The organism is Bacillus sp. MYb56 (assembly GCF_002976445.1).
GTDB classification, from domain to species: domain Bacteria; phylum Bacillota; class Bacilli; order Bacillales; family Bacillaceae_G; genus Bacillus_A; species Bacillus_A mycoides.
The window spans coordinates 1-18303 of sequence record NZ_PCOH01000002.1; the positions used below are offsets into that span (position 1 = coordinate 1).

Annotated in this window: 16 protein-coding genes, 1 pseudogene and 1 riboswitch; of the genes and pseudogenes, 3 read left to right on the plus strand and 14 right to left on the minus strand. The window is 31.7% G+C overall.

Going from position 1 to position 18303, the window contains the following annotated elements:
• Positions 1 to 54: 54 nt before the first annotated feature.
• The 5 genes and pseudogenes from CQ058_RS02360 to CQ058_RS02380 form a co-directional block, all read right to left on the minus strand.
• Positions 55 to 657: pseudogene (locus CQ058_RS02360) on the minus strand (alcohol dehydrogenase catalytic domain-containing protein); the annotation flags it as partial.
• Positions 658 to 802: 145 nt separating this feature from the next.
• The gene (locus CQ058_RS02365; RefSeq protein WP_002189762.1) at positions 803 to 2221 is read right to left on the minus strand and encodes a HAMP domain-containing histidine kinase; all 1419 of its coding nucleotides are present in this window, start codon (positions 2219 to 2221) and stop codon (positions 803 to 805) included.
• The gene (locus CQ058_RS02370; RefSeq protein ID WP_002189763.1) at positions 2218 to 2892 is read right to left on the minus strand and encodes a response regulator transcription factor; all 675 of its coding nucleotides are present in this window, start codon (positions 2890 to 2892) and stop codon (positions 2218 to 2220) included. Before CQ058_RS02370 ends, CQ058_RS02365 begins: the two co-directional genes overlap by 4 nt.
• A 12-nt stretch (positions 2893 to 2904) precedes the next feature.
• Entirely contained in the window at positions 2905 to 3435 is a 531-nt protein-coding gene (locus tag CQ058_RS02375; RefSeq protein ID WP_002032426.1) for a hypothetical protein, read from the minus strand.
• Positions 3436 to 3544: 109 nt separating this feature from the next.
• Positions 3545 to 4063, minus strand: coding sequence for a GrpB family protein (locus tag CQ058_RS02380; protein WP_002032428.1), 519 nt, complete (start codon positions 4061 to 4063; stop codon positions 3545 to 3547).
• A gap of 126 nt (positions 4064 to 4189) precedes the next feature.
• Between CQ058_RS02380 and CQ058_RS02385 the strand changes: the two genes are divergently transcribed.
• Together CQ058_RS02385 and CQ058_RS02390 are read left to right on the plus strand one after the other, a co-directional pair.
• Complete coding sequence (locus CQ058_RS02385; RefSeq protein WP_002189764.1) at positions 4190 to 5071, plus strand: protein kinase family protein; 882 nt, start codon at positions 4190 to 4192, stop codon at positions 5069 to 5071.
• 46 nt (positions 5072 to 5117) lie between these two features.
• Entirely contained in the window at positions 5118 to 6437 is a 1320-nt protein-coding gene (locus CQ058_RS02390) for a sensor histidine kinase (RefSeq protein ID WP_033709154.1), read from the plus strand.
• A gap of 99 nt (positions 6438 to 6536) precedes the next feature.
• Here CQ058_RS02390 and CQ058_RS02395 read toward each other — a convergent pair whose 3' ends face one another.
• From CQ058_RS02395 to CQ058_RS02410, 4 genes are all read right to left on the minus strand, one after another.
• Positions 6537 to 6635 carry a YjcZ family sporulation protein gene (locus CQ058_RS02395; protein WP_000007808.1) on the minus strand — a complete coding sequence of 33 codons (99 nt, stop codon included), beginning with the start codon at positions 6633 to 6635 and terminating at the stop codon, positions 6537 to 6539.
• 135 nt (positions 6636 to 6770) lie between these two features.
• Entirely contained in the window at positions 6771 to 7571 is an 801-nt protein-coding gene (locus CQ058_RS02400; RefSeq protein ID WP_002189766.1) for an energy-coupling factor transporter transmembrane component T family protein, read from the minus strand.
• Positions 7564 to 9264: an ABC transporter ATP-binding protein gene (locus CQ058_RS02405; protein WP_002189767.1), complete on the minus strand. Its 1701-nt coding sequence runs from the start codon at positions 9262 to 9264 to the stop codon at positions 7564 to 7566. Before CQ058_RS02405 ends, CQ058_RS02400 begins: the two co-directional genes overlap by 8 nt.
• Before the next feature lie 10 nt (positions 9265 to 9274).
• Entirely contained in the window at positions 9275 to 9823 is a 549-nt protein-coding gene (locus tag CQ058_RS02410; RefSeq protein ID WP_002013166.1) for an ECF-type riboflavin transporter substrate-binding protein, read from the minus strand.
• A gap of 139 nt (positions 9824 to 9962) precedes the next feature.
• Positions 9963 to 10078, minus strand: a riboswitch (SAM riboswitch).
• Between the two features lie 150 nt (positions 10079 to 10228).
• Between CQ058_RS02410 and CQ058_RS02415 the strand changes: the two genes are divergently transcribed.
• Positions 10229 to 10912: an aspartate/glutamate racemase family protein gene (locus CQ058_RS02415; protein WP_002032436.1), complete on the plus strand. Its 684-nt coding sequence runs from the start codon at positions 10229 to 10231 to the stop codon at positions 10910 to 10912.
• Positions 10913 to 10961: 49 nt separating this feature from the next.
• Here CQ058_RS02415 and CQ058_RS02420 read toward each other — a convergent pair whose 3' ends face one another.
• The 5 genes from CQ058_RS02420 to CQ058_RS02440 all read right to left on the minus strand — a co-directional run bounded on the left by CQ058_RS02420 (position 10962) and on the right by CQ058_RS02440 (position 18192).
• Positions 10962 to 12140, minus strand: coding sequence for a macrolide family glycosyltransferase (locus CQ058_RS02420; protein ID WP_105589436.1), 1179 nt, complete (start codon positions 12138 to 12140; stop codon positions 10962 to 10964).
• 237 nt (positions 12141 to 12377) lie between these two features.
• Complete coding sequence (lepB, locus tag CQ058_RS02425) at positions 12378 to 12773, minus strand: signal peptidase I (protein WP_002189769.1); 396 nt, start codon at positions 12771 to 12773, stop codon at positions 12378 to 12380.
• A gap of 77 nt (positions 12774 to 12850) precedes the next feature.
• On the minus strand, positions 12851 to 14977 hold the full coding sequence (locus CQ058_RS02430) for a peptidoglycan D,D-transpeptidase FtsI family protein (protein ID WP_002189770.1): 2127 nt from the start codon (positions 14975 to 14977) through the stop codon (positions 12851 to 12853).
• Between the two features lie 224 nt (positions 14978 to 15201).
• A complete protein-coding gene (locus CQ058_RS02435) occupies positions 15202 to 16989 on the minus strand; it encodes a PAS domain-containing sensor histidine kinase (RefSeq protein WP_002189773.1) in 1788 nt (595 codons plus the stop codon).
• A 351-nt stretch (positions 16990 to 17340) separates the two neighbouring features.
• On the minus strand, positions 17341 to 18192 hold the full coding sequence (locus CQ058_RS02440; RefSeq protein ID WP_033728075.1) for a Cof-type HAD-IIB family hydrolase: 852 nt from the start codon (positions 18190 to 18192) through the stop codon (positions 17341 to 17343).
• Positions 18193 to 18303 lie beyond the last annotated feature (111 nt).

Here is an 18303-nt window from a genome sequence, read left to right on the forward strand (position 1 = left end):
ATACCCTAGAGGCTGCCTAATGAAACGACCTGTCTAACTTTCGGGGGTCACTTCATATTTTTCAGCAGCCTTTCTTTTTCCCTCTATCCTTGAAGTAACACTCACCTTTGCTCCAATTGCTTTAGCAAATAACATAGCATAAGTAGCTACACCACCGCCGATTCCCGGAATTAGGACATGTTCTTCAGGTTTTAATCTACCTTTTGTAAAAAGCGCTCTATATGCAGTTAATGCCGATAAAGATAAAACGCCAGATTCTTCCCACGTAAGATATGATGGCTTTTCCACTACATTTTCTGCTGGTACAATAACATATTCAGCAAACGTTCCATCGGCTGGTCCACCTAGTACTTCAGGTAACTCTGGTATTTCATGAGTATTATTCCATCCAATACTAGGGTTAATAATAACCTCGGTATGTAGTGAAATATTTGAAACTCCTTCTCCTAGTTCTATAACAATACCTGCACCATCTGACCCTAAAACTAATGGTAGTTCCATTTCTTTTCTATTATTCATTATAAATAAATCACGATGATTTAAACCTGCTGCTCTTAATTTCACTTTAACTTCCCCCACATTAGGAGTTATCTCCGGTGATAATTTATATTCTAAACCTTCTAACCCTTTTTTATGTTGATGTACAATAGCTTTCATTAATTATTCCCCCTTAATCCTTTCAATGTACTTTAAATATCGAAATAAATAAAATAATTTGATTACTAAGCATCAAAAAAGGAGGAAATACAAAATGTATTCCTCCTTTTAAAGAGTATTTTCAAAAAGAATTTTTTACCTTTAACTATTCATGTGTAGTATCAGGAAATGTAATTGTAACAATTGTTCCTTCGTTTTCTTTACTCTCTAATTGAATAGCTCCGTTATATTTTTCTACAAGCCTTTTTGCAATTGATAAACCTAGCCCATTTCCACCTTGTTTTCGGCTTCTCGCTTTATCAACTCTATAAAAACGGTTAAGAACAAATGGTAAATCTGCTTCAGGTATTCCTGCCCCATGATCTATTATGCGGATTTTAATTTTGCCTGACCGCATACTTGATTCAATGCAAATATACTTATTAGCTTCTTTTGTATATTTCACTGCATTATCCATTACAATAATAATTATTTGTTCTAAGTAAGATGATGGTATTGAAACATACGCTTCATCTGCATCCAATTTCATATCAAATTGAAAGTCAGTTTGCAGTATTGCAAAGTTTTGTGTAACTTGTTTTAATACGCTATTAACATGGACTCGTTCAGCTGCTATTGGATGTATCTGTTCTGATTCAGCCCTTGATAGCTCTAGCAATTCTGAAACTAATTTATTTAATCGATCTACTTCTTTTAAACTGGATTGAAGAGATTTATCCAATATAGCTGGATCATTTTTCCCCCATCGATTCAGCATTGATAAGTGCCCTTGAATAATTGTTAATGGTGTTCTTAATTCATGCGATGCGTCTTCTACAAACTGTTTTTGCTGTGTAAAAGAAGTTTCCACTTCATCCATCATTTCATTAAAAAGAATCGATAATTTTGCGAGTTCATCATTATTTTCTCGTACTGGAACTCTTTCATTTAGTCCGTTTTTCTTAATACGCTTCATCGTATCCGTTATGTTTTGAACACTTGATAAAAGCTTTTTCGTTATAAGTATTCCGCCTAAAAAACTAAACACTAATCCACATATCCCTGCAAAGACCATTACCACTAAGATAATTTTTAATAAATGATCAAATGTCTCTAAGTTTTTCGTAAGTTCAATAGTTCCCGTGAATTTTTTTGTTTGAATTGGTATGCGCTCAACTAATATTCGATCTTCTATATGTCTTTTTATTAAGGATTCATCTTGGGTAACCTGTTTTGGTTTTATCCAAGCTTCATTAAAATCTCGAGAAACAGTAACAATGGGCTTTCCATCATTTCCGATAATACGAATCATTTGATGTTTATCAATCATATTATTTAGAAATTCTTTACTATTTTCAAATGTTTTGCTCGAGAGCATTTCGTTTTTATCTTGAAAATATGCCGCTATTTCTGTCAATTGTCTGTTTATTTGTTTCTGTTCATAATCTATAGTCCACTTATTAATTACAATGAATTGTAACGTGCTATACAAAATAAACAAAATGAATACTAGTGTAGTGGACCAAAGTGTTAATTTCCACTTTATAGGTAAATTTCGAATTCGGTGCACAATGTTTTTTATCATTTCATTATATATCCAGCACCGCGGACTGTTTGGATATACTCCTCCTTATCCACACTATGTAACTTATTACGTAAATAACGAACATATACATCGACTATATTCGTCTCAACCATTGCATCATAACCCCATACTTGGTCCAGTAAAATATCACGGGTAAGAACTCGATTAATATTTTTCATAAACATAAGCAGTAGCTCGAATTCTTTATTTGTAAGTTCAATTTCTTCATTTCCTTTAGTTATAGTTCGAGATTCAATCTGAAGCTGTAGATCTTTAAACGAAAGAAATGATGCGTACTTTTGCTCTGTATTTTCTTCTCTCCTAAAAATCACTCTCATACGTGCTAAAAGTTCTTCAATTGCAAACGGTTTTGGAAGATAATCATCAGCTCCACTATCTAACCCTGTCACACGGTCCATAATACTATCACGAGCAGTCAACATAATAATAGGTGTACTTTTAGTTGCTCTTAGTCGACGACATACTTCCAGTCCATTTAATCCTGGTAACATTAAATCAAGTAATATGAGATCGTAATTCTTTTCAAGTGCTGCTTCTAATCCCTTTCTTCCATCAAGTTGTATATCTACTATATATCCTTCATACTTTAATTCTAATTCTAAAAAATCTGCTAAGCTTTCCTCATCCTCAATAATTAGTATATGTTGCAACGATACTTCCTCCTATACGATTAAATGAATAAGTAATTCTATTCCGAATATAATTGCAACGATTTGATGTGTTTTTCGATACATTATCAATTTCGTTTTCTTATTAGTTTGTTGTAAAACAAATCCCGCAATCCCTAATGCTATTAAGGTTAAAAGAGAAAATATACCACTGTATACTAGCATAATATGCCGACTTCCTTTTATTAAAAAGTAAACACCGTGAGTAGTCGCAACAGCTATTACAGCGTATCCAATTAATACGTGAAAATGTTTTATAAAAAGATATAGCTCTTTAATTATTTTAAATCTGTGAATATGTTTCTTCTTTAAAAATAACCATATATGACGCAAGAACCATAATGATGCAGCTATAATTACCCCGTATTCACCTAAAGAACCTAATTTCTTATTTAGCCATTGTACATTTAATACATTCCCGTACAAAACATTAATAAATAGCAATTCTACACTACAAACAATAAAAGTAATACCGATTATTTTAACATATATATGGAAACATTTATTTCTAAGTATTTTCTTCATTTTATATAATCTCCTTTTGACTCAAAAGCTCTATAATCAGCAGTGTATCAAGTAAAAGAGAGAATAACATGAGAGAAAGATTAAAATAAAATGAGAATCTGCGAACTACTTATATTTTATTTATCTCCTTTTTGGCCAATTCTAATATGTTGCAAATAAACGGTGCTTTTGCATTTGTATATGAAACACGATCAAAAGGATATGCAGCAGCAAGCATCTCTTTTAATACTCTATATTCTTCACGTGCCCACTCATGATTTATTAGAAAGTCTCGAAATAAAAGGTTGTTCCTCCATTCCTCGTTATTATAAATATAAACATGTAAATGGTGGGTACCAGCTCTCCATTTACCTTTTCTAAAAAAACGCCAATTAGGTGTTTTTTTAGGAACATATTCATAGCCAATTTCTTCTAGGGCTTCCCTCCAATTTACGGTAATTTGTAAATTTGTTACGCCGATCATCATATCAATAAGAGGCTTAGCCCCTAACCCTTCTACAGCTGTGCTTCCGATATGTTCAATAGCAATAATTTCTTCATGGAGTAACGGCACAATTTTATTTTTTTCATTTAAAAACTCTGTATGCCAATATTGTTGGTACGGTTTAATTATGATTTTTCCATCCATTTGCTTTCCTCCTTATAACTATATATTATTATATTTATAAAATTTAAATTTATAAATATAGGGATTTCACAAAATATGTCGAATACTGTAATGGACAACTTAATTATATTAAATTTGAGGTGAATTATGAAAGATATTCCAGTTAAAATTCAGTTAGATACTATAACATTCCAACTAAAAAAACATCATAATTTTGATTGGCTTACAAAACTAGGTACAGTATTTGCGGTTTTTGACCAACAAGATTCCGGTAATATAAGTTTTGGTGTTGAAAAGAATGGGAAAAAGAACTTTATAAAATATGCAGGGGCACAAACACTCCCATATAATGCTTCTACAAATGAAGCTATACAAAGATTAAAAAGCTCAGTTACTATATACAATGAATTAAAACACGTTTCTCTTATAAGTTTAATTGATCACTACCCTGTACAACATGGATATGTTTTAATTTTTGATTGGTTTGACGGTGAATGTCTCCACCCGCACTGGAGTTTCCCACCCCCAGCAAAATATAATGATCCTAACTCACCATTTTATAAATATAAAAAATTATCCGTTAAAAACAGGCTAGTTTCATTAAATTCTATTCTTAATTTCCATACTTACGTTGAACACAAAAACTATGTAGCTATTGATTTTTATGACGGTAGTATTTTGTACAACTTTAAAACTAATGAAACAAAAATTTGTGATATTGATTTATACAGTAACAAACCGTATGTAAATAAGATGGGACGAATGTGGGGGTCATCTCGTTTTATGTCACCTGAAGAGTTTCAACTTAATGCTATGATAGACGGGAAAACTAATGTATTTAATATGGGCGCTATAGCTTTCGCACTATTAGGTGGCGGGCAAGATCGTTCCTTTATGAAATGGGAAGCTAGTGCAGGCTTATATGAAGTAGCATACCGTGCTGTAAATGAAAATCGTAGTGAGCGCTATGCGTCAATGGAAGAGTTTAATAATGCATGGTTAAAAGCCTATAACACTGAAAATCTATAAAAACTAAATACATTGTAAAAGTACATGTAAAACTTGTACTTTTATAATGTATAATACATATGGGATTGAAATTCAGGATAACGAGGCATGTATTATGAACTTTGTTTACATTAATCAAAATGTTTTAAATAATCTTCTTTATATTTTAAGCAGTATATTTGTTTTTTATTTTATTTATGATAGTGGGTACTTCGGGAAGAAATATAAGAAACTACTTATCATTCTTTGTACGAGTATCCCACTAATTTTATGTATGCGGTACCCCATCTATATGGATGAAAATTATATTCACGATTTAAGACAAATCCCCTTTTTAATTGGTACACTTTATGGTGGATTTCCAGTCGGTATTGCATTACTCATGATTTTATTAATAATACGTTTTATGTTTTATGGTTTTAGCCTGTTAACAATCATTGTTTATGGAACGATGTTAATAATTACAGCATTCGTATCATCAAAATTTAATACATACAATAGGAAAATAAAAGTAACTTCATCTATGTTTTTAACTTTTTTCCTTGCAATATTTACAACAGTAATTGTTTTAACTCTATCAGATTTTGAAGTGAATAATTTGTACATTATTTATTTCATTCTATTACCAACTATTTTAATATTATTTATGGTCTATTTTAATGAGGTTTTAAAAGATGCAATATTTATGCGATCAAAATTAATAAAAGTTGAAAAAATGGAGATTGTCAGCCAACTCGCTGCAAGTATTTCACATGAAGTAAGGAATCCATTGACTGTTGTAAAAGGATTTACACAACTTTTAAAAACACCCAATATAACTCAACAATCCAAAGATGAGTATATTGAACATATTCTTGAAGAATTAAATCGTGCACAAGCAATTATTGATGATTACTTAACTTTTGCCAAACCGGCTTCAGAAAAACTAGATCATATTTCAGTGGAGCACGAGTTAAATCGAGTTATTAATATGATGTTGCCTTTTTGTAACATGAATACTATTAATATTACAAAAGAGTTCTCAGAGGGAACAATTATTGGTAATACACAGCACTTCCATCAATGTTTTTTAAATTTAATAAAAAACAGTATAGAAGCAATGCCATGTGGCGGTAATCTAATTATTTCTGCAACTGTTAGCAATAATAAGGTCATAATAAGGATTCAAGATAGTGGAGTTGGAATGTCGCAAGAGCAAATTAATCGATTTGGCGAACCATATTTTAGTACAAAAACGAAAGGTACGGGTTTAGGAACGATGGTTGCTGTTAAAATTATTGAAACGATGCGAGGCAGTTTAAAAATCCGAAGTATCGTTAATAAAGGAACTACTTTAACTATTACATTCCCAAAATATAATAATGAGAGCACGTTGCATAATAAATAAAAAAGGAGCATAATGGCTCCTTTTTTATTTCGATACAAAAAGTATCTGCTATGTTTTTTTAATTTACATTTAGAAGAGACTAATTAGAAATTAGTACCCTTAGCTCCAACAGCTACATCCAACAATAATTAATAAAATAAATAACACAACTAATAAAGCGAAACCTCCACCAAAACCACAAGAACCGCCGAAACTCATATTTTTTCCTCCTTTTGGTTTGAAAACTAATAGGTAGTTGATCATTTTAACTGGTTCGTATTATACAGTATGTATATCTCCCTTTTTTGAGCATGTCTTTATAAAAATTAGTAAAAGCACTCTATTGAGAGTGCTTTAAAATGGGTACCAGAAGCTTTGGAATACATTCAGCTTTAAGTAAACTGCAATAATCAAAATGATAATACCAACAAAAAGTGTGATGTAATCCTCCTTTTGTGCGTCTTTTGCATAGTACCACGTTCGTTTATCCTTTTTTCCAAAACCTCTTAAATCCATTGCATTTGAAACAGTATCAATCCTTTCTAATGAATGAATAATAAGTGGCCAAAAAATTAAAACACGGTTTTTCATACGAATCCACAAGCTCGCTTCTCCTTTTTCAAAAGGTACGCCTCTTGCTTCCTGCGCGTGTCTAATGATTATATATTCAGATTGAATACTTGGTATATAACGCAGTGCAATATTTATTGCATATGTAATTTTATAAGGAACAGCAAATTTATTTAAGCTGCTTACAAATTCACTTGGATGAGTTGTATAAATAAAAAGAAGTGTAAATGGTAATAACGTAAAATATTTCAATGAAAGTGTAGCTGCATAAAATAAAGTTTCATATGTAATTGTTGCATAACCTATATAAAAAAAAGAGGTATACGATCCCGTTAATTCCGATCCATGGGTGGGCGTAATGAAAAGAATCATAACGGAATTTAATAAACTAAATGTAAATATAACGCTGAAAATAACTATAATTTTACGCAATTGAATTTTTGCAATTAAGAGGCCGATACATCCAATAATAAATAAAATTAGCAATATACGAAAATCAAAAAATAAAAAAGTAAGTGTCATACAAAATATAAATAAAGATAATTTAATTGCACCATCCATACGATACAAATACGTATTATGCATATTCCTCCCTCCTATTAGCTTCAATATAAAGTTGCACAAATGTTTCTGGAGTTGGAATTCCGCTTAATTTAGCTAGTTTTATTAATGAAATCTCCCGTAGATTAGCTCTTTGTAACGTTCCTTTATCCCCTAAAACAGCAGATACAGTATTGTCCGCAATAATTTTCCCTTCATGCAGAACTACCGCTCGATCTGCATATTCTAAAGCAAGATTCATATCGTGTGTGATAATAATAAAGGATATGCCCTTTTCAGCCAGTTTTCTAATAAACGACATAAACTGTTTGTAATGGTAATAATCTTGTCCAGCTGTCGGCTCATCTAATACAATAAGTTTTGGGTTTGTTATAAGTACAGATGCAATAGTAAGCCTCTTTTTTTGTCCATAGCTTAATGCCTGAATTGGCCAGTTACGAAATGGATATAATCCACAAATTTTTAAAGATTTTTCGACTCTTTTCTCAATCTCATCTTTAGAAACCTTTTTTAATTTTAATGAATATGAAACCTCTTCTAAAACAGTAGGCTGTGTAATCATTTGATTTGGGTTTTGCATAACGTAAGAAATAACTTCCCCGCGTTTACGAATAGACCAACAATTTATATTTTCTCCATCGAATGTTATTCTCCCATTCTTCGTTTTATTTATTCCTATAAGAGTATGAGCTAATGTCGATTTCCCTGCTCCATTATGACCCAATAACGCTACTATTTCTCCCTCTCCTATTGAAAGGTTGATATCTTCTAAGGCTGTATGTTTGTTATTGTACGTAAATGATAAATTTTCTATCTTGCATAAAGCTTTTTTAATATATTTGTTTTTTGATGAAACTTGCTTATGCATCCAGTTCTTTAATAGGCTATGAACGCCTGTATTACGAAGATTTTCAATTGGAAATACCCTAACATTATTACTATCAAAATTTAATTTCTTTAGCGCCTCTATATAAATAGGTTCTCTTAGTCCGATATTTGGTAATATATTAGAATTTAAAATACTATCCGGTGAACCAACGGCAATAACTTCTCCCTCATCTATTAAAATAATTTTATCTAAATCAAGGTTTAAAATTTCTTCTATTCGATGTTCAATAATTACAATTGTTTTATTATATTTCTCATGTATATTTTTAATGAGTTCTATTGTATTCAAACTACATGCAGGATCCAAATTAGCTAACGGTTCATCAAATAATAATATATCGGCATTTGTCGTTAGCAGACCTGCAAGAGAGACTGTCTGTTTTTGACCTCCTGATAATTCATGCGGACTTTGTGTATGAAAGTCCTGCATGCTTACCTTTTTTAAAGAATCCGTAACAATCTTTTTCATTTCTATTTGATTTACACAATCGTTTTCTAATGCAAATGCTACATCCTCTTCGACAGTAAGGCCTATAAATTGTGAATCTTGATCTTGTAATATTGTCCCTACGTGTTTACTCTGTTCAAAAACACTACCTTTTCTCGGATCCTTTCCAGCTATTAAAATGTTACCGGTACTTATCCCTTCGTAAGAAAATGGGATTAGCCCATTTATACAATGAGCTAATGTTGACTTACCTGAACCACTTCGTCCAGCGATAAGTACCTTTTCCCCAGGATATATTTGAAATGTAATATCTTTTAAAGTAGGCTGCGTGGTATGCCTATATTGAAAGGTAAATTGTTCAAAAGAAATAATTGGTTGCATGTATACATCCCTACTTTTCAATTTTTAAATGTGTATGTTTCTTATTTGATTTCGCTAGACCGATCGTGATTGGTAAGCCAAGAACTAAAAATACGATAACGTCTGCAATTGTTGCGCCTAGTACTTGTATAACTATTTTGTCAAACGGTTCTCCCATCACAATAATATCGAATGCTCCAGCAAATATAATTGCTATGACAATACCAATTAACCCTGCAATTGCAAAATAAGAAATATCACGGTTATTATACGTTCCATGTTTTACACTAAAACCAACTCTTTTTTGTATGAGTCCCATTGCAAAACCAATAATACCTGAACTAATAACCCATCCCCACCAAATACCCCAACCAGCGATCGTATCTGTAACGGTATGACCGATGAGTCCTATTAAAAGCCCTGCTACCGGGCCAAATAACGCTCCAAAAACTGTTAAAATAGCCAATGCGGGTTTAATAAATGTATTCGGCGCGATAGAAAATCCCCAAAGCCCTAATACCCCGTATAAAGCTGCTCCAATTCCAATAGCTACTACTAGCTTTGTCGTTAATTTGTTCATTACAATTCCCCTCTCGTATTATTCAACTTTTAATACTCTATATTTATTTTGAAAATGAATTATGCATCGACACTTCCTTTCTATACAACAAAAAATGACCTCTTAAATAAGAGGTCATTTTCTTTCACGTACAAGAATCCCCTTATCTTTCAAAAGACACATAGTGTCCTCTGCGGAATTAGCACCTTCCTATGTAATTACATAGGGGTTGCTGAGGCTTCAAAGGGCCGTTCCCTCTACCTCTCTGGATAAGTATGTATTTGTAATCTGTATTATGGCACTAACAATAAATAATTTCAATACTTTTCTTACTATTTTTATTTTTCGATAAATAGTTCACTTAAATCATTGTATTCTTATCGGAATTATGAAATAATAAATTCAAAATTGTTACGGGAGGAATGCATGATGAAAGTAATTGGCTTAATTGGCGGACTAAGTTGGGAATCAACATCGTTGTACTATAAACACATTAATACACTGACTCTCTCTAAATATGATCAAAATGCGAAGCTTGTTTTATATAGCATGGACTTTGGGGAGGTAACTACATTATTGCAAAACCATCAATATGAAGAAGTGAAAAATGAATTAGTCACGGTAGCAAAAAAGGTAGAAAACTCAGGAGCTGAATGTTTACTAATGTGTTCTAATACCGTACATCTATTTGCTGAGGAAGTAGAACAAGCAATATCAATCCCACTTCTTCATATCGGTGATGTAAGTGCTAAAGAAATGGTAGAACAGAATATAAAACGGATCGGATTATTAGGAACGAAACAAACAATGGAAGAAGATTTTTATACATCACGACTAGCAAAATATAACATTGAGACAATCATCCCAAATGACGAAGAAAGAACTTTTATCCATCACGTCATATTAAATGAATTAAGTAGAGGAGTTATTTCAGAAACATCAAAAGAAAAACTAATACAAATTACCAATTCATTAATTAATAATGGGGCTGAAGGAATTCTACTTGGCTGTACGGAAATTCCTTTGCTCATTTCCCAAAATGATCTATCTGTTCCTGTTTTTGATACTGCTTATTTACATGCGAATACTGCTGTACAATTTGCTGGATAATAATATAAAAGCATACAGGTAGAGCCTCTATGCTTTTATATTATCCGAACTATTTATTTAAAAGAGCATCAATAACTGCAATGGCTCTTTTGGAACCACCACACTCTAAAAAACTTTCATTCAGTTTTTGAATGCCATGTTTATACTTTTTATTTGAAAGAACGTCTGTTACCGCCTTTTTTAAAGTTTGCACATTAACATGCTCTTTCAATAATCTATGTGCTGCCTCAAGCTCAGTTAATCTTTGCGCTATCATAGGTTGATCTTTATCATGCGGTATTATCACAAATGGGACATTATAATGGATTGCATCGTGCACACTATTCATTCCACCATGTGTAATAAAAACATCTGCTTCACTTAATATTTCTGATTGAGGTACGTAAGGGGTTATAATAAAGTTGTCTGGCGCTTGCTTAATTTTTGAAATATCATTTCTATCACCAATCGCCATTACTACAATCCCTTCGAAATTTGAAAAAGCATCAATACAAGTATTAAAAAATGGTTCGAGCCCTTCGAGAAGTGTTCCCATTGAAATATAAATAACTTTCTTTTTTGAAAGCAATTCAAGTGGAAACTTTACATTTGTTTTGCGCTTTATAATACTCGGTCCAATAAAAACATTGTTTTCTCCGAACGAATCGCTATTAGGTTGAAAATAACGACATGTATACACGAGACTAATATCTCCCTTATTATGCATAAATTGAAGATTACTTTTGGGCTTTACTCCAAATTCATGTTCCATTTGATACAGTAACTTTTCAGAGAGTTCATCGGGTTGGAATTGTATGTCTGCATTTGGATGAAAAGGCAAGGTTTCCAATAATACTGGTGGAATTAAAAATATAGGAGAGGAAACTATGCCTGGAACTTGTAAATATTCCTTTACTAACTCTCCAGCACCAAATATATCATAAACTATGAAATCAAAATTAATGCTTTTACATAATCGTTTCGTAATTTCTAATATGTATAAAGAAGTTTGAACATGTACATGAAAGAAAGTTTTTAATCCATATGAAGTTTCATTATCAATAGAAATCTCCTTTAATAAATCCGGATGAGTATGTACAATGGCTCCCAAAACTTCAAGCCTTTCCTTAAAACTTTCCGTTGTAATATAGTGTACGTTATCACCTCTTTCAGTAAAGGCCTTTACTAAACTTAATGTAGGATTTACATGTCCCTCTGCAGGGAAATTAACTATTAAAATATTCATCACTTATTTCTCACTCCTACAATTCAATGTTATTATTACAAGCAATCTTCCCTTAATAGTCCCAATATACTTACTACTTTAGGTTGATAAATAATTATCAGACATTGAAAAAGGCATCTACATAAAATGTAGATGCCTAACTGTGATAAGGAGTGTTCTGTGAGGTTAGGATAAGCTTTTCTGCTTGTCCTATGCTATCAATATATGATTTGTTTTATTAAACGTGCATATCTAATAGAATTATTTTATTTGATCAAATGGATAATATACCATCTTCACTTTACCTATTATATTTGACTCATCAATTAGTCCAAGCGTATTCCTACTATCTTTACTATGATTTCGATTATCACCTAACACAAATAATTTATGCGTGGGAACTTTCATTTCTCTACAGTTTGAAAAACGATTTGATACTTGTGACATATCTAACTGTATATACGACTCATCACGCTTTTTACCGTTAATATATACCTCATCGTCTCTTAATTGTATGTTATTCCCCGGTAATCCAATAATTCGTTTCACGTAGTATGTAGCCGAGTCTTCTTTTTTTATTATTACAACATCACCATGATGAAAAGAAGAAAAATAGCTACATATTTTTCTCCGATCTTTTAGAATCAATTGCTTCATATATACCTCATTTCTAATCTATTCGTATGTAAAAAACGTCTCTAGTTCATATAATTGCTAGAGACGTTTCGTATATTTTAATTCTCTTTAGAGTCATCTGTTTTTGGTGCTTCGCCAGTTAATCGCTTATTTTTTAATTCAAAATAAGCATCTAAAACTTCTTTTCCAATATCAGAGTTAATACCAGATTTATCATTAATAACCCACGGCACAACTACAGAGAATGCTACTTCAGGATTATCATACGGCGCATATCCTGCTAACGTTAAATTATAACATTCTCTTCGCTCACCTTTTTCATTTCTTCCAATATCACTTTCTCCACCGTATACTGTCTGTGCTGTCCCTGTTTTACCTGCTGGCTTATAAGATGCTTTTTGGAACGCCCTTACTCCTGTTCCATCACCTTCTTGGAATACCCTTCTAAATCCTTCTTTTACTTGATTTATATATTCCTCTTTCATATCTATCTTATTTAAAACGATTGGTTCTACTGCATGCACCACTTTACCAATCTCATCTTTTTGCGACGTTTGCTCTCTTACCTCTTGAACAATTTGTGGCTTCATTCGATATCCACCGTTTGCGATTGTTGAAATATACTGTACAAGCTGAAGTGGCGTATAGGTGTCATACTGGCCAATTGAGTAGTCTAGTAAAAAACCAGGTTGATTATCTTTTTTACCAATTTGTCCAGCTGTTTCATTCGGTAAATCAATACCCGTTGGAACACCTAATCCAAATTGCCTGAAATAATACCTCATTTTATCAAAGTACTCCTGTTTAATATTTAATGAACTATTTTTCACATAATCTACACCTGCAATTTTTAATGCTGTATTAAACATATAAACGTTAGAAGAAACTTGTAAAGCTCTTAGATCATCAATATTACCGAAATCTTTCCAAGACTTTTTCTCCTTAGTTCCTTTAAACTTCATAGGCGCATCATAAAAGTAAGTACCTGGTGTTATAGCTTTCGTTTCGAAACCAGCCAATATTGTCGCACCTTTAACTGTTGATCCAAGCTCATATGAACTTGTCATCGTACCTAAAGCATAATCTTCAATTTCTGTTTTCCCATCTTTTTCTACTAATTTTTTCCCTGCCATTGATAATACTTGACCATTTTTCGGATTTATCATTACAACGAAAGCACGGTCCAACATCGATTCTGAACCTTTATAGGCCTTTAATATTTTTTCTATGCTCTCTTCTACTTTTTTCTGTAATTCCATATCTATTGTTAAAGTTAAATTCTTACCGCTCTTTCCCTCAGAAACGGTTTCCGTTCTAATTGTATTACCTTGTTTATCTGCAACGCTTCTTACTTCTTTTTTTGTACCATGAAGTACATCTTCATATTGCTGCTCGATATAACTTTTTCCAACCCTATCATTTCGGCTATAATCACGTACCAAGTAGTAATCTAATCGTTCACTTGGTAATCCTTCATCGGAATTAGAAACATTTCCAAGAACAGATCGGAATAATCCATCATTTACATACACTCTCTCCCAATCCACCGATACGTCTACACCTGGGAGATTCGCTAAACCTTCACTAATTATAGTAAATTCCTTTTCACTAACATCTTTTTTAATAATTTGAGGAGCCATTTGATAACCAGAAGTCATCTTACTTTTAATAGCTAACACTTTTATATCTTTCTCTGTTAATTCCTGAAGATTTTTATCTGTAACCCGTTTTCTTTTTAACTCTTCTATTTTTTTATCTAGCTTCTTGCCGCTAATATCCTTTTCTCTAAATGTATCTATTTCTTTTTTCGATACTAGATTTTCAGCCAGTTTCGGATTTAATTGCATCCAAAAATCTTTCTTATCTGTCTCATTTAACTTATCTATATCTTCTTGCGGCATTTCAATTATGTCTACAAGTTGTCTTGCAGTTTTTAATATATCTTCTGATTTTACACCTTTCATCTTTGTGTACGTGATCGTGCGTAAAGATGTATTATCAACAACTGGATTCCCTTCTCGATCAAATATTTTCCCACGTGGGACAGATAGGCTCACAGTTGCATTTTCTCTCTTTTCTACTTCATTTTTATAAGTCTCTCCATCGAAAATTTGTACTTTACCTAACTGTATAATCATTGCAGAAAATAATAAAAATACACATAAAAATAAAATATTTAACCGCATCGGTATTGCTCTACCACTTTTTCCTACTTGCTTTTTCACCTTGTCATAATCTCCTCCTTACAGTATTTCTAATAATAATTGAATCTATATATTAAAAGTAATGCACATTTTCTATACAGTACTTTGTACAAATATTAATATACTGATAAAAACTTAATAGAAATTAAAACAAAGGTTAAGAAAAGGTAAAGTTTACTAAATTAAATATAAAAATACCCAATGAAAAAAGTTTAGCTTTTTTCATTGGGTATTTAATCATTTATTTAAGAGTTAATACTAGAACGTATCGATATACATTTATCATCACAATTTGATAGAGATTGTTTACTCTGAATTTTCGGCAAGTAAATAGTTACAGTTGTCCCGACGCCAACCTCACTCATTATACTTATTGTTCCTTGATGACCTTCAATTATTTTATAACTTAACATCAATCCAATACCGGTACCTTTTTCTTTCGTACTATAGAAAGGTTCACCTAATCTTTTAATTCTTTCTTCAGGTATTCCTATTCCTTCATCTATTACACTAATAATGACACCTTTTTTATGTATTTCTTTTATATGGATTGAAATTTTCCCGCCATCTAGCATTGCTTCAATTGAATTTTGCAAAATATTAATAAATACTTGTTTCAATTGATTTTCTGAGCATTCAATGATTATCTCTTTGGAATCTGTAAATAGTTCAACTTGAATATTTGTCATGATTGCTTTTGTATTAATTAATGATACGACATTTTTAAAAATTTGATAAATATTTTTCTTTTCTGTATTTATTTCATCAGTTTTAGCAATCGACAAAAACTCTTGGAGGATTGCTTCTATTCTTTCTATTTCGGAAAGCATAAGATCAAAATATTTTTCTTGATCTTCTTTATTAATTTGGAATAACTGTATAAATCCTTTAATTACAGTTAATGGGTTTCTCACTTCATGAGCTACACCGGCTGCTAATTGACCAATTGCCGCAAGTGTATCTGATTTATTTAGCAATTCTTCTGCCTTTTTCCGCTCTGTGATATCGCGTACAATGATCATAATTTTATCTTGTAATAATGGTAAACATCTAGCTTCAAAGAAATCGATACTTCCATTAATTGTCAGAATATATTCTACAATTACATTCTTTCCTTCTTCTTTCAATTGGCGAATTGCTTCTTGAAATTGCTGTGCTACTGGAGACGGTAATATTTCGTAAAACTTTTTTCCCATAAAAGCTTCTGCAGGTACGTAAAATTTTGTAGGGGATCCTGCTTTATAATCTATAATTGTCCCATCATCTTCTGTTAAAAAACATAAATCTGGTAAAGCTTTAAAAATTAATTCTAATTCAGACGTTTGTTGTTTTAATTGCTCTTCTATCGCTTTTAAATGTGTAATATCTACCCCAACAGCCCAGTAACTAAATCCTGTTACAGGAAACTGTTCTGATATATTGGACCACATTATCGTTTTAATTTCACCATTTTTACATGTTAAACTCATTTCCCAATCTCTAAAATTTTTTCCACGAGTCAAAAATTTATTTTGTATTTGATGGCGATAATTATGGTCAGGATACAGTAATTGAAGAGCGTTTGGATTCCCAATTATTTCTTCAGCAGTATAACCTGTTACAATCTCGCATTCTCGATTCCATAAAACAAAATCTCCATTATAGTCAAGCGCATCAACCATAACAGGCATGTTTTGTAAGATCGTATGTAGTTCTTCCTCTTTTCGAGAAAGTAACGATGTATTTTTACTTTGAACTGCTTTTTTCATCCCAGTTATAATGAGGTTAGAAAGCATTTCAAAATATTTTTGGCAATTGCAAATTTCGCTTCGTTTGGACCATACAATAAAAGATCCTAAATATTGATTGTATAAGAAAAGGGGGATTTCAATTTTGGGAAGTTTACATACTTTCATTTCATTAATTCCAAATGAAAATATACATTCGTTTTCAGCATCAAGAAGTTGATGTGATATGTTGGTTAATTTATAAAATTGTTCTGCCATGGTTTCTATTGTACTCACATCAATAAGTTCCATTAGCCGCGCATTCATTCCTTTTTCACCTCGATATGTAAAAATTATACAAATTCAAAATTCATACTTCTTCATTATACGAAGAAAGTGCTCCTAGGTATATAGCTGTAGAATAATTATTCTAACAAATTCTATTTTTCAATTAAAAACAGAAAATAATATGGGAGTGTTACGCGCTGCTAACAGCACTATAAAAATACAATAAACATAAAGTTCACAAATTTTTCATAATTTTCATGAAAAATATAAACATTTATTCCAATATATTCTATATAATTAGGTGTAATAAGGCTTCTATGAATCACATAGAATACCTTACCCCTAATAAAAAGAAAAAAGAATCTATTTGGATTCTTTTTTCTTTTTTTATTACATTACATATTTATATAAAGCATGTGCGACACCATGTTCTTCATTTGTTAACGTTTCGTATTGACACATCGCTTTTATTTCTTCAACTGCATTTCCCATTGCAATTGATATATTTGCTTTCTCCATCATAGAAACATCGTTTAAGCCATCACCTATTGCTACAGTGTTTTCAACTGGAATATTAAGATGTTCTGCTAAAGTATATAATCCATTTCCTTTTTGAGCATCTCGATGATTAATCTCTAAATTATGCCAATAGGAAGATGTAATAGCTAAATCTGTATTATGCAGAAACGTTTCTTTTAATTTTTTTAATTTCTCTATGTCATAAGAAAACGGTAAAAGTTTATGCACATGTATATCAGTTTCTACAATTGGTTTACAACTTTCTGTACTATGAAATGCTGTATGTTCAAGATATAATGCTGCAATCGTTTCTAACTCTTTCAAATCGAAATTTTCTTTTGCATTCCTCACATACTCGATTTCATTACGTACACTCTCTACTCCATAATCTGGTACATACACACCTTTATTAGTATAAAGCTGATAATACAAGCCATTCTCTTCAAGATATTCTACAATCTCAAGTGCCTGCATATTTTGAATTGGATATCTCTTCATCATTTTCTTATCTTTATAAATAAGGGCACCATTTTCCGCAATAATTGGACACTCTAAATTAACTTCTAACAATAATCGTTCAATATCAACGATAGAACGCCCTGTACAAATAGCTACAACATGGCCTGCTTCCTGACATTTTCGAATTGCTTCTGCATTTTCTTTACTTATCATTTTATTACCGGAAAGAAGGGTTCCATCTAAGTCAATTGCTATTAATTTCATTATTTCTTCACCACTTTCTATAAATACACGAGATCTATTTAACAAAAAGGTATCGTTTTCATATTGAGCTCGTTAAGTACTTCTTATTTATAATTTATGAAAAGCGTTTCA